Genomic DNA, 26,854 nt, shown 5'->3' with positions numbered 1-26,854 from the left:
CAGCCGCAGACGACAGAAGGACTTGACCAGCAATGGCCGACGAGAACAACCCCACCACGCCCGACGAACTCGCCGAAGGCGCCGCCATGCGCATCGAGGCGGTCGGCCTCGAGACCGAGATGCAGCGCTCGTACCTCGACTACGCGATGAGCGTCATCGTGAGCCGTGCGCTGCCCGACGTCCGGGACGGCCTCAAGCCGGTGCACCGGCGCGTGCTGTACGCGATGTACGACGGCGGATACCGGCCCGAGAAGGGCTTCTACAAATGCGCCCGCGTCGTCGGCGACGTGATGGGCACGTACCACCCGCACGGTGACTCGTCCATCTACGACGCCCTCGTGCGGCTGGCCCAGTCGTGGTCCATGCGCATGCCGCTGGTCGACTCCAACGGCAACTTCGGCTCCCCGGGCAACGACCCCGCGGCGGCCATGCGGTACACCGAGTGCAAGATGGCGCCGCTGGCCATGGAGATGCTCCGGGACATCGACGAGGAGACCGTCGATTTCCAGGACAACTACGACGGCCGTAACCAGGAGCCGACGGTCCTGCCGGCCCGCTTCCCGAACCTGCTGGTCAACGGCTCGGCGGGCATCGCGGTGGGCATGGCCACCAACATCCCGCCGCACAATCTGCGCGAGGTCGCCGAGGGTGCCCAGTGGTTCCTGGCGAACCCGGAGGCCACCCAGGAGGAGCTGCTCGAGGCCCTGATCGACCGCATCAAGGGCCCGGACTTCCCGACCGGCGCGTTGGTCGTGGGCCGCAAGGGCATCGAAGAGGCGTACCGCACCGGGCGTGGCTCGATCACGATGCGAGCGGTCGTCGAGGTCGAGGAGATCCAGGGCCGCCAGTGCCTGGTGGTCACCGAGCTGCCGTACCAGGTCAACCCGGACAACCTGGCGCAGAAGATCGCCGACCTGGTGAAGGACGGCCGGATCGGCGGCATCGCGGACGTCCGCGACGAGACCTCGTCGCGCACCGGCCAGCGCCTGGTCATCGTGCTCAAGCGGGACTCGGTCGCCAAGGTCGTCCTCAACAACCTCTACAAGCACACCGATCTGCAGACGAACTTCGGCGCCAACATGCTGGCGCTGGTCGACGGCGTGCCGCGGACCCTGTCGCTGGACGCGTTCATCCGCAACTGGGTCACCCACCAGGTCGAGGTCATCGTCCGCCGGACCCGCTACCGGCTGCGCAAGGCCGAGGAGCGGGCGCACATCCTGCGCGGCCTGCTCAAGGCGCTGGACGCGATCGACGAGGTCATCGCGCTGATCCGGCGCAGCGACACGGTCGACACCGCGCGCGGCGGCCTGATGGGGCTGCTGGAGATCGACGAGATCCAGGCGAACGCGATCCTGGAGATGCAGCTGCGGCGGCTGGCCGCCCTGGAGCGTCAGAAGATCATCCAGGAGCACGACGAGCTGCAGGCGAAGATCAACGAGTACAACGCGATCCTCGCCTCGCCCGAGCGGCAGCGGCAGATCATCAGCGAGGAGCTGACCGCGCTCATCGAGAAGTTCGGCGACGACCGGCGCTCCAAGCTGGTGCCCTTCGACGGCGACATGTCCATCGAGGACCTGATCGCCGAGGAGGACATCGTCGTCACGATCACCCGTGGCGGCTATCTGAAGCGGACCAAGACCGAGGACTACCGCTCGCAGAAGCGCGGCGGCAAGGGCGTGCGCGGGACGAAGCTGAAGCAGGACGACATCGTCGACCACTTCTTCGTCTCGACCACCCACCACTGGCTGCTGTTCTTCACCAACAAGGGCCGGGTCTACCGGGCCAAGGCGTACGAGCTCCCGGACGCGGGCCGCGAGGCGCGCGGTCAGCACGTCGCGAATCTGCTGGCGTTCCAGCCGGATGAGCAGATCGCCCGGATCCTGGCGATCCGGGACTACGAAGCCGTGCCGTACCTGGTGCTGGCCACCAAGTCGGGTCTGGTGAAGAAGACACCACTGAAGGATTACGATTCGCCGCGCTCCGGCGGTGTGATCGCCATCAACCTCCGGGAGATGGACGACGGCCGCGAGGACGAACTGATCGGCGCCGAGCTGGTCTCCGCCGCGGACGATCTGCTGCTGATCAGCAAGAAGGCGCAGTCGATCAGGTTCACGGCGACCGATGACTCGCTGCGGCCGATGGGGCGCGCGACCTCGGGCGTGAAGGGCATGAGCTTCCGCGAGGACGACGAGCTGCTCTCGATGAATGTCGTCCGGCCCGGTACGTTCGTGTTCACCGCCACCGACGGTGGGTACGCGAAGCGTTCGAACGTCGACGAGTACCGCGTCCAGGGTCGCGGCGGCCTCGGAATCAAGGCCGCCAAGATCGTGGAGGACCGGGGTTCGCTGGTCGGAGCGCTGGTGGTCGAGGAGAGCGACGAGATCCTCGCCATCACGCTCGGCGGCGGTGTGATCCGTACACGGGTCAGCGAGGTCAGGGAGACGGGCCGTGACACCATGGGCGTCCAACTGATCAACCTGGGCAAGCGCGATGCCGTCGTCGGCATCGCCCGGAACGCCGAGGCCGGTCGTGAGGCTGAAGAGGTCGAGGACGTCATCGAGACCGCGATCGAGGCAGCCGAGGAGGCCGCGTCCGAGGCGGCCGGGGGCACGCCGCCCCCGGCCGATGAGACGACCGAGGAGTAAGTCGTGAGTGGAGCCACGGGCGGAGCGGGTGGCGGCACGGGAGCCGAGGGGCGTCCGGGATCGAAGCCCCCGTCCTCCGCGGGCGGCGCGTCCGCCGGGAAAGACGCCCGTGGCCCCGCCTCCGACTCCCAGGGGGGCGCCGACTCCCACGGGGGCACGGTGACGGAGACCCGGAAGTTGCGTCCCGTGCCCGCGTCGGACGCCGAGCCCGCGCCGCAGGCCGAGTCGCAGTCCGAGCGGCGTACGGCGAGCCCGCTGCCCAGTGAGCGGGCCGCCCAGCCGCAGCCCGAGCGGCCGTACCACCCGCCGCAGGCCTACTCGCCGCCGCCCGGCGGCGGCGCGGCGGGCGCCGCGGGCGCGTCGGCCACGGCCGGGCGCGGAGCCTCCACGGCGCAGCAGCCCGCCGTGCCCGGGCAGCAGCCCCACGGGGCGGCGGCCCGCCGCCCCGGCCCCGGTACCGGCGGCGGTGTGCCCGCCGCGCGCCCGGCGCCGCGTACGCGCAAGGCGCGGCTGCGGGTGGCGAAGGTCGACCCGTGGTCGGTCATGAAGGTCAGCTTCCTGCTCGCGATAGCGCTCGGGATCTGCACGGTGGTCGCCGCGTCGGTGCTGTGGATGGTCATGGACGCCATGGGCGTCTTCAGCGCGGTGGGCGGGACGATCAGCGAGGCGACCGAGGGCCAGCAGGGCGGCGGCTTCGATCTGGAGTCGTTCCTGTCGCTTCCCCGCGTCATGACGTTCACCTCGGTGATCGCCGTGATCAACGTGGTGCTGGCAACGGCTCTGACCACGCTGGGCGCGTTCATCTACAACCTGTCGGCGGGCTTCGTGGGCGGCGTGGAGCTGACGCTGGCCGAGGACGAGTAGCCGGACCGGGACGGCCGCCGTTACCGATTTTGGGACTGGGCAGGTGGTGCGCTAATCTTTCGGTGCAGCGCGGGGCTATAGCTCAGACGGTTAGAGCGCTTCCCTGATAAGGAAGAGGCCACAGGTTCAAGTCCTGTTAGCCCCACCGGCGCGATCAGCCTGGACGGAGATTCTCCGTCCAGGCTGATTCATTTGGGTGCCCGGGGAGTTGATGACCGGATACCGCCCGCCGATGCCGCGCATAGGTCACCGAACGGTATCGGTCGGTGTGTATCATCGGGCGCCAGAGGTCCCCTACGTCAAGAAAGAGACGAGGTAGCGCGGTGAAGAAGCTTCTCCTGGTCGCACTGGCCGCCATCGGCGGGCTCCTCGTGTACCGCCAGATCCAGGCGGATCGCGCCGAGCAGGATCTGTGGACGGAGGCGACCGACTCCGTGCCCGCAGGTTCGGGTGTGTGACCCCCACAGTCCCGTTACGAGGGCCCCGATCGCTGCAGCGGTCGGGGCCCTCGTCTTTACTCTCGCAAACAAATCGCTTGCATAAGCAAATGTGACGTGCTGGTCGACCGGTATGAGACCGGTGCGACGAGGGGGACGCGATGGAGCACCGCAGCAGGCACAGGGCAGGTTTCACCGCGGTGACGGCGCTGTGCGCCGTGGCGACGATGGCGGTGCAGATCCCGGTCGCAGCCGCTGACAGCGCCACCGGGGCCCGGGAGTACCGGGTCCGGGGCACCCCGGTGCGGGGCGCCGGGAGCGGCGCGGACGCCCCGTCCCTGAGACCCGGCCGGACGTACGCGGACCGCCTGGGGCCCGGTGAGAAGCGGTTCTACGGCGTCGACCTCGACGCGAAGTCCGCCGCCTACGTCTCGGCGGTCGCCGCGCCCCGGCCGGGCGCGGGCGTCGTCTCGTACCGCGACGGCGTCACGGTGACGCTGAAGAACCCCGAGGGCGGCATCTGCGACACCACTCCCCGGCGGATCGAGACGAAGGGGGTCGCCTATCCCCTCGCCGACTACGTCACCCGTCAGACCGGCTCGGGCTCGGTGGCCTCCTGCCGCACGGCGGGCCGGTATCTGGTCACCGTGGAGCGCCAGGCCGGTTCCGCGGACCCCGACAGCTGGCCGCTGGAGCTGCGGCTGATGGTGGAGCCGCCGGTGAAGGGCGGATCCACCGGCCAGGCTCCGGAGGGCAGTTGGCACGCCGAGCCGCCCCAGCCGCCGTCCGGCGGCGCCAGGCCACGGCAGGGCGGGCGGGGCTTCTCCGACGCGCCGCTGGTGTCCACGGGGGTGTGGCAGGACGACTTCGAGCCGGGGGAGACCCACTTCTACCGGGTGCCGGTCGACTGGGGACAGCGGATATCCGCTATCGCCGAACTCCCCGCCGACGGCGCGGACAAGAGCACCCGTCTGCTCGGCCAGGCGGTGGTCATGCGTGCCTACAACCCGGCGCGGGGGCTGGCGAAGCGGGGCACCGCCCTGGCCCCGGAGGGCGAGCGGCCGCAGTCCGAGGTCAGCACGGCCCCTGCGGCGTACGGGAACCGGTATGCGAAGGCCGACTACTCGGTGCGCGCCATGAGCCTCACCGGCGGGTACTACCTGGCGGTCACGCTCAATCCGCCGAATGTGGAACCCCACTTGGACCGGACGGTTCCGGTGACGCTGCGGGTGCGGATCGCAGGGCAGGCGAGCAGTGGCCCGGCCTACGACGGGAACGCGGTCACGGCGGGCTTCGGGCTCACGGACGCCGAGAAGCGGGAGGCCCGCAAGGCGGCCTCGCCGCTCCAGCCCGACCCCATGGGCCGCCCGGGCGCCGAGCACCGCGCCACGCTCCAGGCGGTGGCCTACACGAGCTTCGGGACGGGTTCGCTGCTGCTGGTCGGGCTCGGGGTATGGATCCTGACCGCCCGGCGCCGGGCCGCGGCGGACGGCGTGCGGGAGGGGCCGGAAGCGGTGGATCCGACGACCGGACAGCGCCGGTACGGGCCGCCGCCCGCCTGGTAGTTCAGCCCGCGGCGACCAGTGCCCACGCCCCCACGGCGAAGCACAGCACCGCGACGATCAGGATCGCGACCGTCGTCTTGCGGGACGGCCCCCGGCGCCGCGCGGCGCGGGCGGCGGGAACCTGGGGCGTCCGAGCGGTGTATGCACGGGTGAGGGGGTAATCACGCGGCGCCGGCAGGGGCGCGGCGGCCGGTGCGGGCGTGGGAGTGGGGGGCGTATGAAGGTGCGCGGGCTGGGGCGATGGGCCCGGCTGTCCGGGCTGTGGGCCCTGTGGCTGGTGTGCGGGCGGCTGGGGCGGCTGCGGGAGCGGCGCCGCGGTCGACGGGGTCGGCGGCTGCTGTGGGGGCTGAGGGAGCGGGGTTTGAGGATGGGGGGTTTGTGGATGAGGTGTCGCGGGGTGCGGAGTCGGCGCCTGCTGGGGCGGCGCCGGGAGTGGCGATATCCGCGGGGGCGGCGTTCGGGGCTGTTCAGGCTGGGGGTGTGGGGTCCCGGGGTGCGGCGTCCGCGGCTGCGGTGGCGGGAGGGTGAAGCTGCCGGTGTCCGACATCGACGGCTGCGCGGGCGGCTCGGCCGCGGGCAGTGCGGCGGCGGGCCCGACGGCGGGTCCGTTGTTCTGCCCAGCGGCGGGTCCGGCGGCGGGGTCAGCGGACTGGTCGGGTTCGGCTGGTTCGGTGGCGGGCGGCGAGGGGCGCGGCGCCGTCGCGGTGCCCCCGGGCGGATCGGCCTTCGCGTGACGGCGGCCAGGCCGGGCCGGGCCGTTCGGGCCGAATCCGGTCGGCAGCGGCCCGAGATGGTCGAAGACCTCGATCGCCTCGTCGTCGAGACCGGCCTCGGGCAGCATCTCGACCGCCGACGCGAGCGCCTTGCGCGCCCCCGTGGCGGACCGGAACCGGTCCTCCGGGTCGGGCTGCAGCAGCCCGCCTATCACCTGCCACAGCGGCTCGGGCACGCCCTCGGGGGCGTGCGGCACGCCGTGCTCGCCGAACAGCTTCACGATCGCTTCCCCGTCGGGCTTGTGCCCGCGGAGCAGATACAGCGTCACCAGGCCTACGGCGAACAGGTCGGCCGGGAAGTCCGGCTCCTCGCCCATCATCTGCTCGGGCGCGAAGTAACCGGGCGTGCCCATCACGTAGTTGGCCTCGGTGAGGCGGGGCTCGCCTTTGGTGAGCGCGATGCCGAAGTCGCCCAGCCGGACATGGGGACGGCCGGTTCCGGTGGACTCCAGCAGGATGTTCGCGGGCTTGATGTCCCGGTGGACCACTCCCTCCGCGTGGACCGCGGCCAGCCCGGAGAGCAACTGGTCCAGCAGGGTGCACACGTAGCGGGTTGGCAGTGGACCGTAGTCGCCGATGAGGTGTGCGAACGAGCCGCCGGCCACCAGGTCCATGGTGAACAGCACCTTGTCGTCGTCCGCCGCCCAGCTCGCCGGAGCCAGCACATGGGGGTGGTCGATCCGCAGGGCCTGTTCCCGCACGAAGCGCAGCAGTGTGTGCGCGTCGCGTTGCTGAAGCACCTTCGCCGCGACGTACCGGCGGCGGCGATGGTCCCAGACCCGCCACACGGCGCCCACGCCTCCGCGCCCGATCGGGTCCACCAGTTCGTACCGGCCCGCGAAGATCTCACCCATCGCGCCGTGCCCGCCCCGTCATCGAATGGTCAGCAGTCCAACAGCCCGTCAGCTCTGGTGCGCCTCGTAGTGCGCGACCGCCTCGGCGGTCCGCCCGGCGCCGTACACACGGAGGAACTCTGCCAGCTCGGGGTGGGTGGGGGCGAGAGAATCCGCCGCATCGATGATGTCCCCGGCGGCGGCCACGGACCGCAGCAGCGACTGGATTTCGCGGACCACGCGCCGCACGGTCGGGGCCCCGGTGCTGGCGGCGGTCTGTGCGGTGGAGTTGAGGACCGACCCGCCCGCGGTCTTCTTGATCTCCTCCATGCGCTCCGCCGCCTCGGCGGCGCTCACCCGGCCGTCCGCCGCCTGACTGGACAGCTCCTGGAGCGCCTGCACCCGCTGGACCACCGCCGGATTGCCGATCTTGGCGCGCTGTCCGCTCATGAGCTGGGACAGCATGGGCGCCGAGAGCCCGAGGATGGCGGCCAGGCGCGCCTGGTTGAGACCGAGGTCGTCGATGAGACGGCGAAAGAGCGCCCCCAGCGGTTCCCCGTACCAACTGCGCTGCAGCTCTCGTGCGCGCGCGGTGGCATCCTGCTGTGTTGCGTCCATCTCGCTCTCCCCTTCGCTTCGCTGCCGCGAATCTTGCGTGGCATCCTACGGAGAGCGCTACCCGCGAGCGATACCCGGTCGGGAAAGGCCGCCGGTACCAGGTATCCTGATCGGCGAAGGGGCCTTAGCTCAGTTGGTAGAGCGCCGTCTTTGCATGGCGGATGTCAGGAGTTCGACTCTCCTAGGCTCCACTCTATGAGAGCTCTCCTGACCTGCAAAAACGCAGGTCAGGAGAGCTTTTTGGGTAGGTGGCGGATGGGGTGCCGCCTAGGACTCCTGTTTCTCGTGCCGCGCCGCGGCTCGCTGGGATTCCTCGACGATCCGGTGCAGCGCCGCCACATGTCCTTCGAGGGCGTCCCGTCCGGTCTGGCTGAGAAGGACCCAGGTGCGGGGGCGCTTGCCCACGTAGCCCTTCTTCGTCTCGACATAGCCGCGGGCTTCAAGCGTGCTCACCTGTTTGGAGAGGGCGGAGGCGGACAGGCCCACCGTCTCGCGCACCCAGCCGAACTCGGCCCAGTTCACGCCCGCTAGCAGCGACACGATCGACAGCCGGGTCGGGTCGAGGAGGGCGGCGTCGAAGTCAGCGGGATCCATTGGCGCCCTTGTCCGAACTGGTGCCGGAGTCGCGTGCGGCGAGGGAGCTCAGGGCCTGCTGCAGGCTGCGGCCGAAGAGGATCAGGGTGCCGCCGAGCACCGCACCCAGGACCGTCCCCGCGTACGGGAACAGTCCGTCGTCCAGGAAGTACGCGCCGATGAAGCCCATCAGCACCACAGCGGCGAGCGCCACCTGGGCCGACACCACGAAACGCGAGGAGAGTTCGCGTTTGCGTACATGGGTGGCCCGGCCCAGCAGGGCGCCGCCGCGTGGGGTCCGCAGCATGACCGCGTACGCCACGACGAGCGCGGTGACCACCCAGGAGACCCCGATGCGCACGCCCTCCCCGAAGAAGTCGGGTGCCGCCAGCTCGGCGAAAATCGCGACGCCGAACACGACGCCGACCCAACGGGATTCCCGCTCCGACGCCTGGGCTTGGCCGCGGCGCTGCTCGACGTCCTGGAGTGCGCGGGCGGCCTCGGCTGCCGAGATCGAACGGTTGGACATGGGGTACCTCCTGGGCTTGAGCGTGGGGGACTCGGACGTGCTTCAGTGGAACACGTTTCCTGTCAGGAAACTAGTTCCCTGAGTGAGAGGAGTCAACCAAAGTGGTGTTGCCGCTCTTGGTGTTGGCCCGTGCAACACCCCCCTGATGCCTCACGCTGTTTCACAACTCGGGCAAGCCGCCCGGGAATCGTCTGATCGGCGTGAGTCGCCGCACAAGGGGACGCAATGGGTGAGCTGCATCCGCTGGGGGAGAACCTGCCCGAGGAGTGCCGGGCGTTCGCCGTGGAGCTGCGGAAGCTCTTCGACGGGCTGGGGGTCTCGGTGCGCCGGTACGCCGCACGCAGGTTCCGGGACCCCAGTACGATCTCGCGCTATCTCAGCGGGACGAGAGTCCCGCCCTGGGAGTTCGTGCTCGACCTGCTGGCGGATCTCGCGGAGTGCCGGGGCTCCGCGCCCACTCCGGCCGCCATCGACGTGGTGCGGGAGCTGCACCGGTCCGCGGTGCGCACCGGTGGGTCCCCGGGGCACGCCCTGGAGATCCTGCAGATCCAGCTGGCCGACGCGGACCGGGAGGCGCGGCGTTCCAGCGTGCACGAGGACGCGCTGGGTGAGGCGCTGCTCGACCGTCGGCACCGGATCGCGGACCTCGAGGTGCGGCTGAGCCAGACCGAGGCGGCGTGGGTGGCGGAGCGGGCCCGCGCGGACGCCCTGGAGCGGAACTTCCCGGATCACCAAGAACTGATCAAGGAGCGGGACCGGCTGCGGCAGGAGGTGCACCGGCTCACCGAGGAGCTGGAGGAGGTGCGGCAGCTGGGGCGGCTGGCGGAGGACCGCTGCCAGATGCTGGAGCGGCAGCTGGCCATGGTGGAGTCACAGCGGATGGCGGCGGTCCCGCAGCAGGACGAGGAGCCCGGCGTTCCCGCGGCGCCGGTGGTGCCCGAGCCGTGCGCGGGGCCGCGGCCCAAGATCCTGGTGGTCGACGACCAGCCCAACAACCTGCTGGCCATGGAGGCGGTGCTGGCCACCCTCGACCAGGAGCTGGTGACCGCGACCTCCGGGCAGGAGGCGCTGAAGGCGCTGCTGGACTACGACGACTTCGCGGTGATCCTGCTCGATGTGCAGATGCCCGAGATGGATGGCTACGAGACGGCCGCCCACATCAAGCGGCGCCCGCGCAACCGGGACGTGCCGATCATCTTCCTCACGGCGATGGGCGCCGATCCGGAGCACACCTCGCGTGGCTACGCGGCGGGGGCGGTGGACTACATGGCCAAGCCGATCGACCCCTGGGCGCTGCGGGCCAAGGTCTCCGTCTTCACCGAGTACTTCCTGGAGCGGCGCCGCTACAGCGAACGGGAGGCCAAGGAGGCGAAGGAAGCCAAGGGGTAGCCGAGGCCGGGGAGCCATCGGAACGGGCCGAGGGGCGGAGGGGATCCCGCGGCCGGAATTCCGCGGTCCTCCGCCCCTCCGCCGGGTGCGACGAGGGTGCGACGGCGAGAGCGTCAGCGCTGGTCGTCGTCCTTCCCGGCCTCGGCCTCGGCCTGCTTGGCCTGCACCTCGGGGTCGAGGGTGCTCTGGTCGCTGCCGTCCACCGCGGCCAGCCGCTCGCGGTCGCCCACCTCGGTCGCCGCCGGGGGCTCGACCAGCCAGTCGGGGTTGGCCTGCCGGTCCCACCACTTCCAGGCGGCGTAGACACCGGCGCCCACCAGGCCGATGAAGGTGGCCCGCTTGGCGGCGCGGCCCATGCTGGCCCGGCGGCGGCGCTTGCGGGCGAGCTTCTCGATGTCGGCCGCCGTCACATGGGTGCGCAGCGCCGCGACGGCGGCGCCCGCCCGCGTGACGGCCTCCTCGCGCGCCGGGCCGGCGGCCGCGCGCGCTCCGGCCACCGCGTGCTCGACGCGCGGCCCGGTGTAGTCGGCGGCCTGCCGCGCGGCCTTGCGGGTGCGCTTGGCGGCGCGGACGGCGGCCGCGTCCACCTTGGGCGGCAGGGTGCCGCGGGCCTGGTTGAGCCGGGGTGCGACATGCGCGTGGTACTGGCCCCCGGCCGCGCAGCGGGCCTGGTGCGCGGCCTGGGAGACCTTCGGTGCCAGCCGTACGCGGGCCTCGTGCGCGTAATGCGTGGCGGTGTCCTTGGCCGTGCCGGCGTACGGCGCCACCGCCTCCGCGGCGTGCAGGACGCTGTCCTTCGCGGTGCCGGTCGCGGCTCGCACGCTGTCAATGCGGGTCACGGGATCCTCCTCCTCGGTGGCGTGGTGATGCTCCGGGGTGCAGAGTGCTGAGCTGCATGTGCGCAGTTTCGTGTTTCCATCCGAAGAAAGATCATGCCTGTTTGTGGAGATCATGCCCGTTCGCAGCCCACGCGGCATGCGTGAACCGGCATCCGGGTCATAGGGAATATTCTCCCGGAAAACACGCGGAATGGCGCGCCGCGTGCGTCCTCGGCGGCTACTCGTCGCGCTCGGGTCCGTGCGAGGATCAGGGCAAGGAAGCGAAAACGATGGAAGGTAGACCGTGGCCGAGCAGCTGTACGCCACCCTCAAGACCAACAACGGCGACATCGTGGTCCGGCTGCTGCCGAACCACGCCCCCAAGACCGTGAAGAACTTCGTGGAGCTCGCGGAGGGCACGCGCGAGTGGACCCACCCGGCCACCGGCAAGAAGGCCGCGGAGAAGCTCTACGACGGCACCGTCTTCCACCGCGTGATCAGCGGTTTCATGATCCAGGGCGGTGACCCGCTGGGCAACGGCACCGGCGGCCCCGGATACGAGTTCGGTGACGAGTTCCACCCGGACCTGTCGTTCAACAAGCCGTACCTGCTGGCCATGGCCAACGCCGGCCCGGGCACCAACGGCTCGCAGTTCTTCATCACGCTCGCCCCGACCACCTGGCTGACCGGCAAGCACAGCATCTTCGGCGAGGTCGTCGACGAGGCCAGCAAGAAGGTCGTCGACACCATCGGGGGTGCCGCGACCAACCCGCGCACCGACCGCCCGCTCCAGGACGTCGTGATCGAGTCCGTCGTCGTGGAGACCCGGGAGGGCTGAACCCCGCACGGGAACTCCGCGCCCCGCTTGTCCGTGTGTACAAGCGGGGCGGGAGAACGCGCGCGAGTCCGCGGACAGGGGGCGAAGGGACACCATGGAGGACCAGGCGGTCTGCTGTTACCGGCACCCGCAGCGGGAGACCGGCATCAGCTGTACCCGCTGTGAGCGCCCGATCTGTCCGGAGTGCATGATCAGCGCCTCGGTCGGGTTCCACTGCCCGGAGTGCGTGCGCGGCGGTGCGTCCGCCCCCGGCGAGCCCCCGGGGCCGCCGCGGCGCGCGGCCGAGCCGCGCACCATAGCCGGCGGCGCGTACACCGCCGATCCGCGCCTGGTCACCAAGATCCTGATCGGCCTCAACGTCGCCGTCTGGCTGGCGGTGCTGGGGACCGGCGACCGGCTGGTGGACGACTTCGACCTGGTCGGCCGGGCCTTCAATCCGGGCACCGCCGACATAGTGGGCGTCGCCGAGGGACAGTGGTACCGGCTGCTGACCGCGGTCTTCCTGCACCAGCAGCCCATGCACATCGCGTTCAACATGCTGTCCCTGTGGTGGATCGGCGCCCCGCTGGAGGCCGCGCTCGGCCGCGCCCGCTACCTCACGCTCTACCTGCTGTCCGGGCTCGGCGGCAGCGCGCTGTCGTATCTGCTCGCCGCGCAGAACCAGCCCTCGCTGGGCGCCTCCGGCGCGGTCTTCGGCCTGCTGGGCGCCACCGCCGTCCTGATGCGACGGCTCAACTACGACATGCGCCCCGTCATCGCGCTGCTCGTGCTGAACCTCATCTTCACCTTCGGCTGGTCCGGCATCGCCTGGCAGGCGCATGTGGGCGGCCTGGTGGTCGGCACGCTGGTGGCGTACGCGATGGTGCACGCCCCACGGGAGCGGCGCGCCCTGGTGCAGCGGGGCGCCTGCGCCGTGATGCTGCTCGCGATCGTCGCGACGGTCTGGGTCCGTACGCTCCAGCTCACCGGCTGACCGCGGCGCGGGGCGGGCCCGGGCCCGCCCCGGGCGGGGTCTCGAACGGGGGTGGGCTCGGTCAGTTGTCCACAGCACGTGGTCGATCTTGCGCAGCCTGTGGAGAACATCTGTGCGTTTCCCCGCTGACCTGCGTTTTCGCAGGAAGACGCCGGTGTGAGCGATCGAACGCGACCGTTCTGCCGGTCACACCGGCGTCAATCCGACAGAGGTTATCCACAGATCTTCTGAGTTTTCCCCGCCTGTGGATAACCCTGTGGACAGGCTCTGCGGAGCGGTTCTACTTCCACTGGGTGGAGACGACGAACCCCGCGGCGATGAAGCCGAAGCCGACGACGATGTTCCAGTTGCCCAGGGACTTGACCGGCATGTCCCCTGTCGTCACGTAGAAGAGGACGATCCAGGCGAGGCCGATCAGGAACATCGCCAGCATCAGCGGCGCCACCCAGCGGCGGCCGCTGCTCAGGCTGATGCTGGTCGCCTGCTTGGCCGGCGGCGGCGTGAAATCGTCCTTCTTGCGGATCCGTGACTTCGGCACGAGGAACTCTCCTGTCGATGCGCTGCGTGACCGCGCGGGGGCTGTGTACGGACGGCGCCGGGGCGGGACGGTGAAGGGGACCACTGCCCTCCCCGACACGTCAGTTAGCGTAGTCCTTCCGCGGCGTCGTAAGGAGTAAGGGTACGTTGAGCAATTCCGCTGACTCCCCCACCCCGGCGTCCCGCCGCCCCGCTTTCCGGCCCGTCCGGCTGCTGACCGGAGCCGTCTTCGCGCTGGCCGGGATCATCTTCTGGACCAGCTTCAACACGGCCCAGGGCACCGACATCCGCAGCGATGAATCGATGCTGCGGCTGTCCGATCTCATCCAGGAGCGCAGCCGCAAGAACGGCACCCTCGACGAGAGCGCCGCCAAGATGCGCTCCGACGTCGACGCCCTCGCCCGCCGCGACAACGGCAGCAGCAAGGCCGAGCAGCGCAAGCTGGAGAACCTGGAGAAGACCGCGGGAACCCGGGGGCTGAGCGGCTCCGGGCTCACCGTCACCCTCACCGACGCCCCGCCGAACGCCACCCCCCAGATCCCCGGCGTGCCCGACCCGCAGCCCAATGACCTCGTCATCCACCAGCAGGACCTGCAGGCCGTGGTCAACGCGCTGTGGCAGGGCGGCGCCAAGGGGATCAAGGTGATGGACCAGCGGCTGATCTCCACCAGCGCCGTGCGCTGCGTCGGCAACACCCTGATCCTCCAGGGCCGGGTCTACTCCCCGCCCTACAAGATCACCGCCGTGGGTGACCGGGACCGGCTGAACACCGCGCTCACCGCCTCCCCCGCCATCCAGAACTACCGCTCCTACGTCGAGGCGTACGGCCTCGGCTGGAAAGTCGACCAGCACGACACGGTGACTCTTCCCGGCTACTCCGGCACAGTGGATCTGCACCAGGCACAGCCCGTCCCGTAGCCGCGCGCCGATGGGGGGCCGATGGGGCCGAAGAGGCCGATGGGGCCGAAGAGGATCCGGCTGGTCATCAGGACGCTCAGCGAGCTGTGCGTCACCGCGGGCACCCTGATCCTCCTCTTCGTCGTCTATCTCCTCTACTGGACCTCCGTCCGCGCCGACCAGGCCATGGACGGCGAGATCGACCACCTCCAGGACCGCTGGGCCGCCGGTCCGGTCGCCGCGGCCGGTGCCGACCGGCCCGCGCCACGGCCGCGCCGCTACGAGAGCGGCGGATCCTTCGCGATCATGTACATCCCGCGCTTCGGCGCCGACTGGGCCAAGCCCGTCCTCCAGGGCACCGAAGCCGCCACCCTGCGCAAAGGGCTCGGGCACTACGCGGGCACCGCCCGCCTCGGCGCCACGGGAAACTTCGCGGTCGCCGGGCACCGCCGCACCTACGGCGACCCCTTCAAGGACTTCCCCCGGCTGCGCCCCGGCGACGCGGTCGTACTGTCCGACGGCGCCACCTGGTACACGTACCGCATCGCCGGACGCCCCTACCGCACCCTGCCGACCGACGTCGGAGTGCTCGACCCGGTCCCGCGCGCCTCCGGCTTCCGCGGCCCCGGGCGCTATCTGACGCTCACGACCTGTGAGCCGGAGTGGGGGCACAGCCACCGGCTGATCGCCTGGGCGCACCTCGACGCCACCCAAACCGTTGCCCAAGGCAAGCCCGAGGCTTTGTCCGGCTGACCCACCGGCCCCACCCCCGGACCTTTACTCTGGTCCTGCACTCCGGTGCTGCAATCGACTTCGTCATCGGTGAGTAGGGACGGCATGTACGGCTGGATCTGGCGGCATCTGCCGGGTAACGCATGGACGCGGGCGGCGATTTCGCTCGTACTCGTGCTGGCGATCGTGTTCGTGCTCTTCCAGTACGTCTTCCCGTGGGCGGAGCCGCTGCTGCCGTTCAACGACGTGACCGTCGACCAGGGAATGGCGGGTCCCCGATGAGCGCGCGCGTCCTGGTCGTCGACAACTACGACAGCTTCGTCTTCAACCTCGTCCAGTACCTCTACCAGCTCGGCGCCGAGTGCGAGGTGGTGCGCAACGACGAGGTCTCCCTCGCGCACGCCCAGGACGGCTTCGACGGCGTGCTGCTCTCCCCCGGCCCCGGCACCCCCGAGAAGGCGGGCGTCTGCGTCGACATGGTGCGGCACTGCGCGGACACCGGCGTGCCGGTGTTCGGCGTCTGCCTGGGGATGCAGTCCATGGCCGTCGCCTACGGCGGCGTCGTCGGCCGCGCCCCGGAGCTGCTGCACGGCAAGACGTCGCTGGTGACCCACGAGGGCGCGGGCGTCTTCAGCGGGCTGCCGTCGCCCTTCACCGCCACCCGCTACCACTCCCTCGCGGTCGAACGGGGCACCGTCCCCGACGCGTTGGAGATCACCGCATGGACGGAGACGGGCATCGCCATGGGGCTGCGCCACCGTGAACTACGGGTCGAGGGCGTCCAGTTCCACCCCGAGTCGGTGCTCACCGAATGGGGCCACCGCATGCTCGCCAACTGGCTGGTGGAGTGCGGCGACACGGACGCGATAGAGCGGTCCACGGGGCTCGCCCCGGTGGTCGGGGCGGTCGGCGGCAAGGCCGTCGAGTGACCGCACCGCGCCCCGGGCCCGAGGGCGCGGCCCAGGGCGCCCCGGAGCCCGCCCCGGGCGCCGCACCGGGTCCCGAGCCGCACCCCACCGGGCGCCGCCGCCGCGCCCGTCCCGCGGTCACGGACGAGCGCCCCGACGAGGCGGCCGCGGCGCCCACCGGCCGACGGCGCGCCCGGTCGGCAGCGGCAGGCCCCACAGGTCCCGCCGGGCACACAGGCCCCACAGGTCCCGCCGTGCCCGTGAGCGCGGGTGAGACGGCCGTCCTGGCCCCCGTCGCTTCCGACCCTCCGGCGGCTCCCGGGGCGGCTCCCCCGGCGGCTTCCGGGGACGACGACGAGACGATGGCACTGCGGGCCGTGGCCGCCCGCGCCGCACCCCCCGCCCACGACCGGACCATGCCGCTGCGGACCGTCGAGCAGAACCGGGCGGACGAGGCGCCGTCCCCCGGTGGCCGCGCGGCCCGCCGCAAAGCGGCTCAGGAGGCCGCGAAGCGCGGCGGACGGCACGGTGCCCGGGCGCGGGGCGGTACGGCCGCCACAGGGGCTACAGGCGCCTCGGCTGGGGCGGCGGCGCGGCCCCGCACCCGTATGGAGGCCAAGCGCGCCGCCCGCGCCCGCAAGGACAGCCCGGGGGTGCTGGCGAGCCGGGTGGTGGGCGAGGTGTTCATCACCCTCGGCGTGGTGATGCTGCTCTTCGTGACGTACCAGCTGTGGTGGACCAACATCCGGGCGCACCAGCAGGCGAACGGCGCGGCGGGCGATCTGCAGAAGCAGTGGGACACGAAGGGCGCGGACCGCGATCCGGGCGTGTTCTCCCCCGGCCAGGGCTTCGCGATCATCTACATCCCGAAGCTGGATGTGAAGGCCCCGATCGCCGAGGGGATCGACAAGAACAAGGTCCTCGACCGCGGCATGGTCGGCCACTACGCCAAGGGCAAGCTCAAGACCGCGATGCCGTGGGACAAGAAGGGCAACTTCGCGCTCGCCGGGCACCGCAACACCCATGGCGAGCCGTTCCGCTACATCAACCGCCTCAAGCCCGGCGACAAGATCGTCGTCGAGACGCAGAGCCGGTTCTACACCTACGACATGACCAGCATCCTGCCGCAGACGTCCCCCTCCAACACGGGCGTCATCGGCCCGGTGCCGCCCGGCTCCGGCTTCAGCAAGCCGGGCCGCTACCTCACGCTGACGACCTGCACCCCCGAGTTCACCAGCACTTATCGGATGATCGTCTGGGGCAAGATGGTCGACGAGCGGCCGCGCAGCGAGGGGAAGCCGGACGCACTGGTCGAGTAGGACCGGGAAGATCCAGAAAAGGGGAACGACGCGGTGGCACGGACCGACGACGACCAGCGGCAGGGGCAGGACCCCGCCCCGCCCACCCAGCCCACCCAGCCCGCCCAGCCGACCCGCGGCTCCTCCGGCCGCGGCCGGATCGCGGCGGCCATCGGAGTGCTGGGCGAGCTGCTGATCACCGCGGGGCTGATCCTGGCCCTCTTCGTGGCCTACTCCCTGTGGTGGACGAACGTCCTCGCCGACCGGGAGGCGAAGAAGCAGGGCGACCAGGTGCGCAAGCACTGGGCCGACCGGGGGCCGGGCAGGCTCGACACCAGGGACGGCATCGGCTTCCTGCACGTACCGGCCATGGGCGACGGCGAGGTACTGGTGAAGAAGGGAACCTCGGCCAAGATCCTCAACAACGGCGTCGCCGGTTACTACACGGAGCCGGTCAAGTCCGCGATGCCGTGGGACAAGAAGGGCAACTTCTCGCTGGCCGCCCACCGGGACGGGCACGGTGCCAAGTTCCATGGCATCGACAAGATCCACGACGGCGATCCGGTGGTCTTCGAGACCCGGGACACCTGGTACGTCTACAAGGTCTACGAGACGCTGCCCGAGACCTCGAAGTTCAACGTGGACGTGCTGAACGCGGTCCCGAAGGAGTCGGGCAGGAAGAAGGCGGGCCGCTACATCACGCTCTCGACCTGTACCCCGGTCTTCACCTCGCAGTACCGCTACGTCGTCTGGGGCGAGCTGGTGCGTACCGAGAAGGTCGACGCGGACCGTACGCCCCCCGAGGAGCTGCGCTGAGCGCACTCCACAGCTGTCCGCACCACGGGGAAGCCCCCGGCGCCCTCTCGATGGGCGCCGGGGGCTTCCCCGTGCGATACGTGCTGTGACGCGCTGTGCTGTCCGCGACGCGGGCTAGCCGAGGCCGCCGAAGAAGCCTCCGTCGTCATCGTCGCCGTTCCCGTTTCCGTTGCCCTGGACCGTCACGAGGTTCACGGACTGGCCCTTGGGCACCTGGGTGCCCGCGCCGGGGTTGCTGGCGACCACGGTCGCGTTGTCGTCCTGCGGGCCGTTGATGTTGCCCACGTTGAGCCCGAGGTCCTGGAGGGCCTTCTTGGCGTCCTTGAGCTTCTGGCCGCCCAGGTTGGGCACCGGGACCTGCTGCTGCTGATCCGGGGCCTTGGCGACGGTCAGGTTGATGACCGAACCGGGCGCGGCCGTTCCGCCACCGGCCGGGTCCTGGCTGATGACCGTGCCCGCCTGGGCGTCGGCGCTGTCCTGCTCCGTCGACTGGACCTTGAAGCCCTGGGCCTTGAGGGCCGTCTCGGCGTCCGCGAGCGGCTTGGTGGTCACGTCGGGGACGGGGACCTGCTGCTGCGGTGCGGCGACGGTCAGGGTGATCTTGGTGCCCTTGGCGACCTTCTTGCCCGCGTCCACGCTCTGGCGGATCACCTTGTTCGCGGTCTGGTCGGACTCCTCGGTCGTCTTGTCGACGGTGAAGCCCTTGGCCTTGAGGGACGCCTGAGCCGACTCGAACTGGACGTTGAGGACGTCGGGGACCTCGACCTTCTCGGCCGGCTTCTTGCCCTTCGACATGGTCAGCTGGACCGTGCCGTCCCGCTCGACCTTGCCGTTCGGGGGTTCCTGACTGCAGACCGTGTCCTTCGGCTGGTCGCAGAAGTCGGTGCCGGCCTTCTCGACCTTGAAGTCGCCGTTGTCCCCCTGGGCGCTGGCCTCCTTGAACGTCTTCCCGACCATCGAGGGCACCGGGACCATGGAGTCGTTCTTGCCACCGCCACTGAAGATCGCCTTGCCGATGAAGATCGCGCCGACGAGCACCAGGACGCCGGCCACCACCAGCAGGATCGTCGAGAGGTTGCTCTTCTTCTCCGGGCCGCCGCGCCGCCGATCCGACCGGTCGTCGTAGCCGAAGCCGCCGTCGTCGTCCCGCATCGGGGGCAGCATCGAGGTCGCCGGACCGGCGTCCTGCGGCCGCAGCATCGTCGTGGGCTGGTCGCCCGAGCCGTAGCCGACCGCGCCCAGCGCGGCGGTCGCGGCGACCGGCTGGCCCTCGAGCGCCGCCTCGATGTCGGCGCGCATCTCGTCGGCCGACTGGTAGCGGTAGTCGGGGTCCTTGACCAGGGCCCGCAGGACGATCGCGTCCATCTCCGGGGTGATGTCGGGGTCGTACGTGCTCGGCGGCTGCGGCTCTTCCCGAACGTGCTGGTAGGCCACGGCCACCGGGGAGTCCCCGACGAACGGCGGCCGCACCGTCAGCAGCTCGTACAGCAGACAGCCGCTGGAGTAGAGGTCGCTGCGCGCGTCGACGGTCTCGCCCTTGGCCTGCTCGGGGGAGAGGTACTGCGCGGTGCCGATGACGGCCGCCGTCTGCGTCATGGTCATACCGGCGTCGCCCATGGCGCGGGCGATGCCGAAGTCCATCACCTTGACCTGGCCGCTGCGCGTGAGCATCACGTTCGCCGGCTTGATGTCCCGGTGGACGATGTTGTTCCGGTGCGAGTACTCCAGAGCCTGGAGGATCCCGACCGTCATCTCCATCGAGCGCTCGGGGAGCAGCTTTCTCCCGGAGTGGAGAAGCTCACGCAGAGTCGAGCCGTCGACGTACTCCATCACGATGTACGGGATCGAGACACCGTCGACGTAGTCCTCGCCGGTGTCGTAGACCGCGACGATCGCGGGATGGTTGAGCGAGGCTGCCGACTGGGCCTCTCGGCGGAACCGGGCCTGGAAGGACGGATCGCGGGCGAGGTCCACCCGGAGCGTCTTCACGGCGACAGTGCGGCCGAGGCGGGTGTCGTGCGCGAGGTAGACCTCGGCCATGCCACCGCGGCCGAGCACCGAGCCCAGCTCGTACCGGCCGCCGAGGCGACGCGGCTCTTCCATAGCTACTCCAGCCCTCTTCCGTCATTCCCGGCCGCACCCTGTGTGGGGGACCGGCGAAGTGCTGCTCGCGCATACGGTACCCGGCACGTCTTACGGGACCCGGCCTCGGCCGATTCTTGATACCGGACCGGTACGACGACGTGCGGGATTGGCATCAGGGCGTGACCGGCGTCACTTGTCGCGCTCGCTGTCCAGTACCGCCTTCATCACATCCTTGGCGATCGGTGCCGCCAGCTTGCCGCCCGCGATGTCGTCGCGGAGGGTGTCGGAACTCTCCACCACGACGGCGACCGCGACCGGGGAACCCTCGTCGGTCTTGGCGTACGAGATGAACCAGGCGTACGGGTTCTCGCTGTTGTCGACGCCGTGCTGCGCGGTACCGGTCTTGCCGCCGACCGTGGCGCCCGGGATCTGGGCGTTGGTGCCGGTGCCCTCCTTGACCACGGTCTCCATCATGTCCTGGAGCTTGCCCGCGTTTTCCGAGCTGAGCGGCTGGCTCATCTCCTCCGGGCTGGTCTGGTCGATCGTGGTCAGGTTGGGGGCGCGCAGCGAGTCGATCATGTACGGCTTCATCAGCTTGCCGTCGTTGGCGATCCCGGAGGCGACCATGGCCATCTGCAGCGGGGTGGCGCGGGTGTCGAACTGGCCGATGGAGGACAGGGCGTTGCCCGGCCGGTCCATCTTCTCGGGGTAGACGCTCTCGGAGGCGCGGACGGGCATGAAGACCTCGTCGTTGAAGCCGAACTTCTTCGCCTGCTCCAGCATCTTGTCCTTGCCCAGGTCGTCACCGAGCTTGCCGAAGACGGTGTTGCAGGAGTAGCGCAGGGCCTGCCGCATGGTGGCGTTCTTGCAGGGGATGTTGCCCTCGTTGCGCAGGGGCTGGGTGGACAGCGGCAGCTTCCACGGCAGGGGCGAGTTGGTCGGCCCGTCGATGTCGGTGTACTTGCCGTCCTCCAGCGCGGCCGCGGCGGTGACGACCTTGAACGTGGAGCCGGGCGGGTACGTCTGCCGCAGCGCCCGGTTCAGCGTCGGGTTGCCCTCGTCGGTCTCACCCTGCATCGCCTTCCAGGCGTCCGCGTCCTTCGTCGAGCTGCCCGCGAACTTCGACGGGTCGTAGCTCGGGGTGGAGACGAGGGCGAGGACCTTGCCGGTGCGGGGGTCGAGCGCGGCGACGGCGCCCTTGTTCTTGCCGAGGCCCTTGTAAGCGGCTTCCTGGGCCTTGGAGTTCAGGGTGGTGATGACGTCACCGCCCTTCGGCTTCTTGCCGGTGAACATGTCGACCGTACGGTTGAAGAACATCCGGTCGTCGTTGCCGGTGAGGATGCCGTCCTCGATGCTCTCGATCTGGGTCGCGCCGAACGCCTGGGAGGCGTATCCGGTGACCGGCGCCCACATCGGGCCGTTCTTGTACGTGCGCTTGTACTTGAAGTCGACCCCGTCGGTCTCCACGGACCCGGTGATCGGGCGGCCGTCGACGATGATGTTGCCGCGCGGCTGGCTGTACTGCTCGATCGCCACACGACGGTTCTGCTCATGGGTCTTGAGGCCGTCCGCCTGGACGTACTGGATCCAGTTGTCCCGCACCAGCAGGGCGAGGACGAGGAGGCCGCAGAAGATCGCGATTCGGCGCAGAGGCTTGTTCACGGGCGGACCACCTGAGTCATCTCGGCGTCAGTGGAGGGGGCGGGCGCGGGAGCGGGCCGCCGGGCGGTATCGCTGATCTTGATGAGAAGCGCGACCAGTGCCCAGTTCGCGAGCACCGACGAACCGCCGTACGCCACGAACGGCATCGTCATACCGGTCAGCGGGATGAGGCCCATCACACCGCCGGCGACGACGAAGACCTGGATGCCGAACGCGGCGGACAGGCCCGCCGCCAGCAGCTTGCCGAACGGGTCCCGGGCGGCCAGGGCGGTGCGCATGCCGCGCTCCACGATCAGGCCGTAGAGCAGGAGGAACGCCATGGTGCCGGCCAGCCCCAGCTCCTCGCCGACGGTGGCGAGGATGAAGTCGGAGTTGGCCGCGAAGCCGATCAGGTCGGAGGCGCCCTGGCCCCAGCCGGTGCCGGAGACGCCGCCGGAGCCGAAGGCCATCAGGGAGAGGGCGATCTGGTCGGTGGTGGCCCAGCTGGGCCGGGGGGTGTCGTAGACGGCGAACGGGTGCAGCCACGCCATCACACGGACCTTCACGTGCGACTCGAACGAGGCGACGCCGACCGCGCCGACCGCGGACATCAGCAGACCGAAGACGATCCAGCTGGTGCGCTCGGTCGCCACGTACAGCATGACGACGAACAGGCCGAAGAACAGCAGCGAGCTTCCGAGGTCCGTCTCGAAGACCAGGATCAGGATGCTCATGGCCCAGACGATCAGGATCGGACCGAGGTCACGGCCACGCGGCAGGTACAGCCCCATGAAGCGGCGGCTGGCCAGCGCGAGCGCGTCCCGCTTCACCATGAGGTAGCCGGAGAAGAAGACCGCGATGATGATCTTGGCGAACTCGCCGGGCTGGATGGAGAAGGAGCCGACGGTGATCCAGATGCGTGCGCCGAACCGGGCCGGGAAGAACATCGGCAGGATCAGCAGGATCAGCGCGCCGATCATGGAGATGTAGGTGTACCGCTGCAGAATCCGGTGATCCTTGAGGAGGATCAGGACGGCCACGAACAGGGCCACGCCCATCGCCGAGTACATCAGCTGGTTGGGCGCGGAGGGGGCGAAGGTCTGACCGATGTCCTCCGCCCGCTGGGCCAGCCGCCTCGACTGGTCCAGCCGCCAGATGATCACGAGGCCGAGGCCGTTGAGGAGCGTGGCGATCGGCAGCAGCAGCGGATCGGCGTACGGGGTGAACTTGCGCACCACGATGTGGCCGATGCCCGCGAGCAGGCCGAGCCCGATGCCGTAGCTGAGCATGCCCGAGGGCAGCTCGTCGCTGAGCGCCAGGCCCGCGTTGGCGTACGCGAAGACCGGGATGATCACCGCGAACGCCAGCATGGCCAGCTCGGTGTTGCGGCGGCTCGGTGGACCGGCCGTACTGATCGTGGTCGTGTTGGTCGTACTACTGCTCATGGGTGGGCGGCCCTCTCACGGCTTCACGGCTGGGTGCTGCTGCACTGCGGGACCAACTCCTTCTCCTGCTCCGACAGGGTGGGACCCGGCTTCGGAGTGGGAGAGGACGACGCCGTGTTCTTCGGCGTCGGTGTGGCCTTGGCGGCGCGCAACCCCGTCGTCGCGCTCTGACTCTGCGGCGTGCTGCCGCTGCTACCTGTCTTGCCTCCGGATCCGCCGCCGGCCTGCCCCTTGCCGCCGGTGAGGTCCTTCTGGCTCTCCTCGGCCTTGCGCTGTGCGTCAGCCTTTCTGCAGGCGCTGGCGAGAGTGGCGAGATCCTTCGTCTTGTCCTCGGCCTGGCCGAGCCCGCTGACCGCGATGGTGTCCTCCACGCGGCTGCGCTGATCGGTCGGGAGGTACTTGAGTTCGATCTCGCGGTGATCCTCATGGACCTTGTTGAGCTTGATCCACGCGAGGTCCTGACTGATGCCCCGGTAGATCGCCACGTGGTCCCCGTTGGAGCCCACGTAGTACTGCGTCTGCGTCCACTGATAGCCGCTGTAGAGGCCGCCGCCGAGCACGGCGAGGCCCAGCGCGATGAACAGCGACCGCTTGACCCAGGTCTTGCGGCCGCTCTTCTTGGTGTAGTCGCCCTCCGCGTAGGCCCCGTAACTGCCCTCGGGCGGTCCGCCGAGGCCCGGGTCGCCGCTGCCGGGCGGACCGAAGCCGCCCGGTGCGTCGCCCTGCTGCGGTACGGGACGGTTGCGCCCCAGCTCGGCGGCGCGGCTCGCCGGGGTGTTGCCGGCGCCGCCGTCCCCGAGGGGGACCTGGTTCTCGGCCACCGCGCCCACGATCACCGGGGTGTCGTTGAGCTGGCCCGCCAGGGTGTCGCCGCCGTCCACGTCGAGGACGTCGGCGACGATGCAGGTGATGTTGTCGGGGCCGCCGCCGCGCAGCGCGAGCTGGATCAGCTCCTGGATCGTCTCGTGCGGTCCCTGGTAGCTGGCGAGGGTGTCCTCGAGGGTCTGGTGGCTCACGACGCCGGACAGGCCGTCGGAGCAGATGAGGTAGCGGTCGCCGGCCCGGACCTCACGAATGGACAGGTCGGGCTCGACGTGGTCGCCGCTGCCGAGCGCGCGCATCAGCAGGGAGCGCTGCGGGTGGGTGCCCGCCTCCTCCTCGGTGATGCGGCCCTCGTCGACGAGCCGCTGCACCCAGGTGTGGTCCTGGGTGATCTGGGTGAGCACGCCGTCGCGCAGCAGATACGCGCGCGAGTCGCCCACGTGCACGAGGCCGAGCCGCTGACCGGTCCACAGCAGGGCGGTGAGCGTGGTGCCCATGCCCTCCAGCTGGGGGTCCTCCTCGACCATGACCCGCAGCTGGTCGTTGGCCCGCTGCACGGCGCTGCCCAGGGAGGTCAGGATGTCCGAGCCGGGGACGTCGTCGTCGAGCTGGACCAGGGTGGAGATCACCTCGGAGCTGGCGACCTCGCCGGCGGCCTGGCCACCCATGCCGTCGGCGATGGCGAGCAGCCGGGGGCCGGCATAGCCGGAGTCCTCGTTGCCCTCCCGGATCATGCCCTTGTGGGACCCGGCGGCGAAACGCAGTGACAGACTCATGCGCACCTCGCCCGTCGGCTCCGGGTACAGCCCCTTGCCAACCACGCTGCCCACCCTCCGGTCGTCATGGTCCTACTACTTCCGCAGCTCGATGACGGTCTTGCCGATGCGGATCGGTGCACCCAGCTGAATCGGTGTCGGTGTGGTGAGCCGGTTCCGGTCGAGATAGGTGCCATTGGTGGAGCCGAGATCCTCGACGATCCACTGGCCGTCACGGTCCGGGTAGATCCTGGCATGCCGGCTGGAGGCGTAGTCGTCGTCCAGCACGATTGTTGAATCGTGCGCACGACCGAGAGTGATGGTCTGACCCTGGAGCGCGACCGTGGTGCCGGTCAGGGTGCCTTCGGAGACCACCAGCTTGGTGGGGGCCCCACGGCGACCGCGGCCCGAGGGCTGCTGGCGCTGCTGGGGCGGTGCGGTCTGCTGTTGCTGCCGCTGTTGCTGCTGCGGTCGGTCGGGGGCGCTACGGCGCGCCGAACCGCGCTGCGTCACGCGGGTCCCGAACAGGTCGCTACGGATGACCTGAACGGCCACGATGACGAACAGCCACAGTACGGCGAGGAAACCCAACCGCATGACCGTGAGGGTCAGCTCTGACATTGCCCCCGCTTCACCCTTCGGCTTGCCGGTAAACGATGGTGGTGCTGCCCACGACGATCCGTGAGCCGTCGCGGAGCGTAGCGCGGGTGGTGTGCTGTCCGTCCACCACGATGCCGTTCGTCGACCCCAGATCCTGGACGGTCGGCGGTGTTCCGACCCGGATTTCCGCGTGCCTGCGGGAGACACCGGGATCGTCAATGCGCACGTCAGCGTCGGTACTGCGGCCCAGAACCAGGGTGGACCGGGAGATCTGGTGGCGAGTGCCATTGATCTCAATCCAGCGCCGGGTCTGACCCTGCGGCTGCGGGCCGACGCCCGCGCCTCCGCTCCGGGCTCCGGGGCGGGCGCCGGGAGGGGCGCTGGGCATGGGCGGCGCGCCCGCGGGCTGGCCGTAGCCGCCCGGGCGCTGCTGCGGTGCTCCGCCGCCTCGGGCCGGGGCCTGCTGGGCCGCCGCCGGGCTCTGGGACTCGCTGGAGGCCAGGGTCCGGCTGCGCACCCGGTACAGGCCGGTGTCGAGGTCGTCGGCCTTCTCCAGGTGGACCTTGACGCCGCCCATGAAGGTGTACCGCTGCTGCTTGGCGTACTCGCGGACCATGCCGGACAGCTCGTCGCCGAGCTGCCCGGAGTACGGCGCGAGCCGCTCGTAGTCGCCGGTGCTCAGCTCGACGATGAAGTCGTTGGGGACGACGGTCCGGTCCCGGTTCCAGATGGTCGCGTTGTTGTCGCACTCGCGCTGGAGCGCGCCCGCGATCTCGACGGGCTGGACCTCCGACTTGAACACCTTGGCGAAGGTGCCGTTCACGAGACCCTCGAGACGCTGCTCGAAGCGCTTCAGCACTCCCACGGGGCACCTCCTTCCTCAGTCGTGCTCAGTGTCGTCCTGGTACTGCTTACTGATCGTATCCACGCGTCGGGAAATCGGGTGGTTCCCCTTCCTGGCCCTGCGGAGCAGTGTCACCTCTCACAGGATCGTAGAGGTGCCCTCTGGACAGTGTCCCGCAACCGCGACGGAGCCCCTCCGCGCGGGGGCTCGACAACGAGTGTGAATCCACCCTGCCCAGCGTGCTAGTGTTCTGGATGTCGGAAGGCGCCGCAGCGAACCGGACCGAAAGGCCCGCGGAACAGGCGGTGAGCGGAAGACAAGCACCCATGCGCGGGTGGCGGAATAGGCAGACGCGCTGGATTCAGGTTCCAGTGCCCGAAAGGGCGTGGGGGTTCAACTCCCCCCTCGCGCACCAGTCGGAGCGGGCCTCTCCGGAGTGACGAAAGTCGCTCGGAGGGGCCCGCTTCGCGTTATGTGGCTCTCCTCGTGCCCGACTCGAGTTCGGCTTGATCCACTGCCACTTCGGCTTGATCCACATCAGCCTTCAACGGCTCGGCCGGGACGTCGGTTTGGACTCCTTTTGGACAAACGGAAGCGGGGCCTCCCCGGGTGGGGCGGC

The 26,854-nt window shown here is 70.1% G+C and carries 25 protein-coding genes and 3 tRNA genes; 16 read left to right on the top strand and 12 right to left on the bottom strand.

The genetic code is table 11. The features are described from left to right. The first annotated feature begins 32 nt into the window (after positions 1-32). The 5 genes from gyrA to ACFV9T_RS32350 all read left to right on the top strand — a co-directional run bounded on the left by gyrA (position 33) and on the right by ACFV9T_RS32350 (position 5,511). Entirely contained in the window at positions 33-2,645 is a 2,613-nt protein-coding gene (gyrA, locus tag ACFV9T_RS32370) for a DNA gyrase subunit A (protein ID WP_385446044.1), read from the top strand. Positions 2,646-2,648: 3 nt separating this feature from the next. Continuing rightward, positions 2,649-3,509 (top strand): DUF3566 domain-containing protein, encoded by an 861-nt coding sequence (locus tag ACFV9T_RS32365; protein WP_385446042.1) that lies wholly within the window; start codon positions 2,649-2,651, stop codon positions 3,507-3,509. A 71-nt stretch (positions 3,510-3,580) separates the two neighbouring features. Continuing rightward, positions 3,581-3,654 (top strand) — tRNA-Ile (locus ACFV9T_RS32360). Positions 3,655-3,832: 178 nt separating this feature from the next. Continuing rightward, positions 3,833-3,967 carry a DLW-39 family protein gene (locus ACFV9T_RS32355; protein WP_003958712.1) on the top strand — a complete coding sequence of 45 codons (135 nt, stop codon included), beginning with the start codon at positions 3,833-3,835 and terminating at the stop codon, positions 3,965-3,967. A 140-nt stretch (positions 3,968-4,107) separates the two neighbouring features. Beyond that, positions 4,108-5,511 (top strand): hypothetical protein, encoded by a 1,404-nt coding sequence (locus ACFV9T_RS32350; protein ID WP_385446041.1) that lies wholly within the window; start codon positions 4,108-4,110, stop codon positions 5,509-5,511. Position 5,512: 1 nt separating this feature from the next. On the opposite strand, the gene ACFV9T_RS32345 is transcribed toward ACFV9T_RS32350, so the two are convergent. Next, positions 5,513-7,138, bottom strand: coding sequence for a serine/threonine-protein kinase (locus tag ACFV9T_RS32345; RefSeq protein ID WP_385446039.1), 1,626 nt, complete (start codon positions 7,136-7,138; stop codon positions 5,513-5,515). Between the two features lie 48 nt (positions 7,139-7,186). Then, positions 7,187-7,735, bottom strand: coding sequence for a DNA-binding protein (locus tag ACFV9T_RS32340; RefSeq protein WP_385446038.1), 549 nt, complete (start codon positions 7,733-7,735; stop codon positions 7,187-7,189). 118 nt (positions 7,736-7,853) lie between these two features. Between ACFV9T_RS32340 and ACFV9T_RS32335 the strand changes: the two genes are divergently transcribed. Then, positions 7,854-7,926, top strand: a tRNA-Ala gene (locus ACFV9T_RS32335). Between the two features lie 76 nt (positions 7,927-8,002). Here ACFV9T_RS32335 and ACFV9T_RS32330 read toward each other — a convergent pair. Continuing rightward, complete coding sequence (locus ACFV9T_RS32330) at positions 8,003-8,329, bottom strand: winged helix-turn-helix domain-containing protein (protein WP_385446036.1); 327 nt, start codon at positions 8,327-8,329, stop codon at positions 8,003-8,005. Further along, positions 8,316-8,837 carry a hypothetical protein gene (locus ACFV9T_RS32325; RefSeq protein WP_385446035.1) on the bottom strand — a complete coding sequence of 174 codons (522 nt, stop codon included), beginning with the start codon at positions 8,835-8,837 and terminating at the stop codon, positions 8,316-8,318. Before ACFV9T_RS32325 ends, ACFV9T_RS32330 begins: the two co-directional genes overlap by 14 nt. Positions 8,838-9,062: 225 nt before the next feature. On the opposite strand from ACFV9T_RS32325, the gene ACFV9T_RS32320 reads away from it, so the two are divergent. Further along, complete coding sequence (locus ACFV9T_RS32320) at positions 9,063-10,226, top strand: response regulator (RefSeq protein WP_385446034.1); 1,164 nt, start codon at positions 9,063-9,065, stop codon at positions 10,224-10,226. A 113-nt stretch (positions 10,227-10,339) separates the two neighbouring features. Here the strand turns inward: ACFV9T_RS32320 and ACFV9T_RS32315 are convergent, their stop codons facing one another. Next, entirely contained in the window at positions 10,340-11,065 is a 726-nt protein-coding gene (locus ACFV9T_RS32315) for a DUF5324 family protein (RefSeq protein ID WP_385446033.1), read from the bottom strand. Positions 11,066-11,348: 283 nt separating this feature from the next. On the opposite strand from ACFV9T_RS32315, the gene ACFV9T_RS32310 reads away from it, so the two are divergent. Both ACFV9T_RS32310 and ACFV9T_RS32305 read left to right on the top strand, forming a co-directional pair. Continuing rightward, positions 11,349-11,882 carry a peptidylprolyl isomerase gene (locus tag ACFV9T_RS32310; protein WP_385446032.1) on the top strand — a complete coding sequence of 178 codons (534 nt, stop codon included), beginning with the start codon at positions 11,349-11,351 and terminating at the stop codon, positions 11,880-11,882. 94 nt (positions 11,883-11,976) lie between these two features. After that, complete coding sequence (locus ACFV9T_RS32305) at positions 11,977-12,855, top strand: rhomboid family intramembrane serine protease (protein ID WP_385446030.1); 879 nt, start codon at positions 11,977-11,979, stop codon at positions 12,853-12,855. A 280-nt stretch (positions 12,856-13,135) separates the two neighbouring features. Here ACFV9T_RS32305 and crgA read toward each other — a convergent pair whose 3' ends face one another. Further along, the gene (crgA, locus tag ACFV9T_RS32300) at positions 13,136-13,393 is read right to left on the bottom strand and encodes a cell division protein CrgA (protein ID WP_385446029.1); all 258 of its coding nucleotides are present in this window, start codon (positions 13,391-13,393) and stop codon (positions 13,136-13,138) included. A gap of 146 nt (positions 13,394-13,539) precedes the next feature. Here crgA and ACFV9T_RS32295 point away from each other — a divergent pair, with 146 nt between their 5' ends. The 6 genes from ACFV9T_RS32295 (at position 13,540) to ACFV9T_RS32270 (ending at position 18,043) form a co-directional block, all read left to right on the top strand. Further along, the gene (locus ACFV9T_RS32295) at positions 13,540-14,310 is read left to right on the top strand and encodes a DUF881 domain-containing protein (RefSeq protein WP_385446028.1); all 771 of its coding nucleotides are present in this window, start codon (positions 13,540-13,542) and stop codon (positions 14,308-14,310) included. A 39-nt stretch (positions 14,311-14,349) separates the two neighbouring features. Continuing rightward, complete coding sequence (locus tag ACFV9T_RS32290) at positions 14,350-15,042, top strand: class E sortase (protein WP_385446027.1); 693 nt, start codon at positions 14,350-14,352, stop codon at positions 15,040-15,042. Positions 15,043-15,126: 84 nt separating this feature from the next. Next, positions 15,127-15,303: a hypothetical protein gene (locus ACFV9T_RS32285; protein ID WP_385446025.1), complete on the top strand. Its 177-nt coding sequence runs from the start codon at positions 15,127-15,129 to the stop codon at positions 15,301-15,303. Further along, on the top strand, positions 15,300-15,950 hold the full coding sequence (locus tag ACFV9T_RS32280) for an aminodeoxychorismate/anthranilate synthase component II (protein WP_063734566.1): 651 nt from the start codon (positions 15,300-15,302) through the stop codon (positions 15,948-15,950). Before ACFV9T_RS32285 ends, ACFV9T_RS32280 begins: the two co-directional genes overlap by 4 nt. Beyond that, positions 15,947-17,248 (top strand): class E sortase, encoded by a 1,302-nt coding sequence (locus tag ACFV9T_RS32275; protein WP_385446024.1) that lies wholly within the window; start codon positions 15,947-15,949, stop codon positions 17,246-17,248. Before ACFV9T_RS32280 ends, ACFV9T_RS32275 begins: the two co-directional genes overlap by 4 nt. 33 nt (positions 17,249-17,281) lie before the next feature. Beyond that, on the top strand, positions 17,282-18,043 hold the full coding sequence (locus ACFV9T_RS32270; RefSeq protein WP_385446023.1) for a class E sortase: 762 nt from the start codon (positions 17,282-17,284) through the stop codon (positions 18,041-18,043). A 114-nt stretch (positions 18,044-18,157) separates the two neighbouring features. Here ACFV9T_RS32270 and pknB read toward each other — a convergent pair whose 3' ends face one another. The 6 genes from pknB to ACFV9T_RS32240 form a co-directional block, all read right to left on the bottom strand. Beyond that, complete coding sequence (gene pknB, locus ACFV9T_RS32265; RefSeq protein WP_385446022.1) at positions 18,158-20,146, bottom strand: Stk1 family PASTA domain-containing Ser/Thr kinase; 1,989 nt, start codon at positions 20,144-20,146, stop codon at positions 18,158-18,160. Positions 20,147-20,317: 171 nt separating this feature from the next. Next, positions 20,318-21,790, bottom strand: coding sequence for a peptidoglycan D,D-transpeptidase FtsI family protein (locus tag ACFV9T_RS32260; protein WP_385446021.1), 1,473 nt, complete (start codon positions 21,788-21,790; stop codon positions 20,318-20,320). Beyond that, positions 21,787-23,214: an FtsW/RodA/SpoVE family cell cycle protein gene (locus ACFV9T_RS32255; RefSeq protein ID WP_385446020.1), complete on the bottom strand. Its 1,428-nt coding sequence runs from the start codon at positions 23,212-23,214 to the stop codon at positions 21,787-21,789. Before ACFV9T_RS32255 ends, ACFV9T_RS32260 begins: the two co-directional genes overlap by 4 nt. Before the next feature lie 23 nt (positions 23,215-23,237). Continuing rightward, complete coding sequence (locus ACFV9T_RS32250; RefSeq protein ID WP_385446018.1) at positions 23,238-24,812, bottom strand: PP2C family protein-serine/threonine phosphatase; 1,575 nt, start codon at positions 24,810-24,812, stop codon at positions 23,238-23,240. 75 nt (positions 24,813-24,887) lie between these two features. After that, positions 24,888-25,412, bottom strand: coding sequence for an FHA domain-containing protein (locus ACFV9T_RS32245; RefSeq protein WP_385446017.1), 525 nt, complete (start codon positions 25,410-25,412; stop codon positions 24,888-24,890). 10 nt (positions 25,413-25,422) lie between these two features. Next, the gene (locus ACFV9T_RS32240; RefSeq protein WP_385446016.1) at positions 25,423-26,256 is read right to left on the bottom strand and encodes an FhaA domain-containing protein; all 834 of its coding nucleotides are present in this window, start codon (positions 26,254-26,256) and stop codon (positions 25,423-25,425) included. Positions 26,257-26,563: 307 nt separating this feature from the next. Here ACFV9T_RS32240 and ACFV9T_RS32235 point away from each other — a divergent pair. Then, a tRNA-Leu gene (locus tag ACFV9T_RS32235) sits at positions 26,564-26,650 on the top strand. The last annotated feature ends 204 nt before the right edge of the window (positions 26,651-26,854 follow it).

This window comes from Streptomyces sp. NPDC059850, from assembly GCF_042731515.1.
In the GTDB taxonomy this organism is placed as follows: domain Bacteria; phylum Actinomycetota; class Actinomycetes; order Streptomycetales; family Streptomycetaceae; genus Streptomyces.
This window is presented reverse-complemented; position numbering and strand designations above follow the sequence as displayed.

Coding starts and splice junctions, on each gene's coding strand:
- ACFV9T_RS32345 (WP_385446039.1), bottom strand. CDS start 7,138: ATGGGTGAGATCTTCGCGGGCCGGTACGAACTGGTGGACCCGATCGGG.
- ACFV9T_RS32245 (WP_385446017.1), bottom strand. CDS start 25,412: ATGTCAGAGCTGACCCTCACGGTCATGCGGTTGGGTTTCCTCGCCGTA.
- ACFV9T_RS32350 (WP_385446041.1), top strand. CDS start 4,108: ATGGAGCACCGCAGCAGGCACAGGGCAGGTTTCACCGCGGTGACGGCG.
- pknB (WP_385446022.1), bottom strand. CDS start 20,146: ATGGAAGAGCCGCGTCGCCTCGGCGGCCGGTACGAGCTGGGCTCGGTG.
- ACFV9T_RS32280 (WP_063734566.1), top strand. CDS start 15,300: ATGAGCGCGCGCGTCCTGGTCGTCGACAACTACGACAGCTTCGTCTTC.
- ACFV9T_RS32330 (WP_385446036.1), bottom strand. CDS start 8,329: ATGGATCCCGCTGACTTCGACGCCGCCCTCCTCGACCCGACCCGGCTG.
- ACFV9T_RS32320 (WP_385446034.1), top strand. CDS start 9,063: ATGGGTGAGCTGCATCCGCTGGGGGAGAACCTGCCCGAGGAGTGCCGG.
- ACFV9T_RS32290 (WP_385446027.1), top strand. CDS start 14,350: ATGGGGCCGAAGAGGATCCGGCTGGTCATCAGGACGCTCAGCGAGCTG.
- gyrA (WP_385446044.1), top strand. CDS start 33: ATGGCCGACGAGAACAACCCCACCACGCCCGACGAACTCGCCGAAGGC.
- ACFV9T_RS32285 (WP_385446025.1), top strand. CDS start 15,127: ATGTACGGCTGGATCTGGCGGCATCTGCCGGGTAACGCATGGACGCGG.
- ACFV9T_RS32305 (WP_385446030.1), top strand. CDS start 11,977: ATGGAGGACCAGGCGGTCTGCTGTTACCGGCACCCGCAGCGGGAGACC.
- ACFV9T_RS32325 (WP_385446035.1), bottom strand. CDS start 8,837: ATGTCCAACCGTTCGATCTCGGCAGCCGAGGCCGCCCGCGCACTCCAG.
- ACFV9T_RS32255 (WP_385446020.1), bottom strand. CDS start 23,214: ATGAGCAGTAGTACGACCAACACGACCACGATCAGTACGGCCGGTCCA.
- ACFV9T_RS32250 (WP_385446018.1), bottom strand. CDS start 24,812: ATGAGTCTGTCACTGCGTTTCGCCGCCGGGTCCCACAAGGGCATGATC.
- ACFV9T_RS32340 (WP_385446038.1), bottom strand. CDS start 7,735: ATGGACGCAACACAGCAGGATGCCACCGCGCGCGCACGAGAGCTGCAG.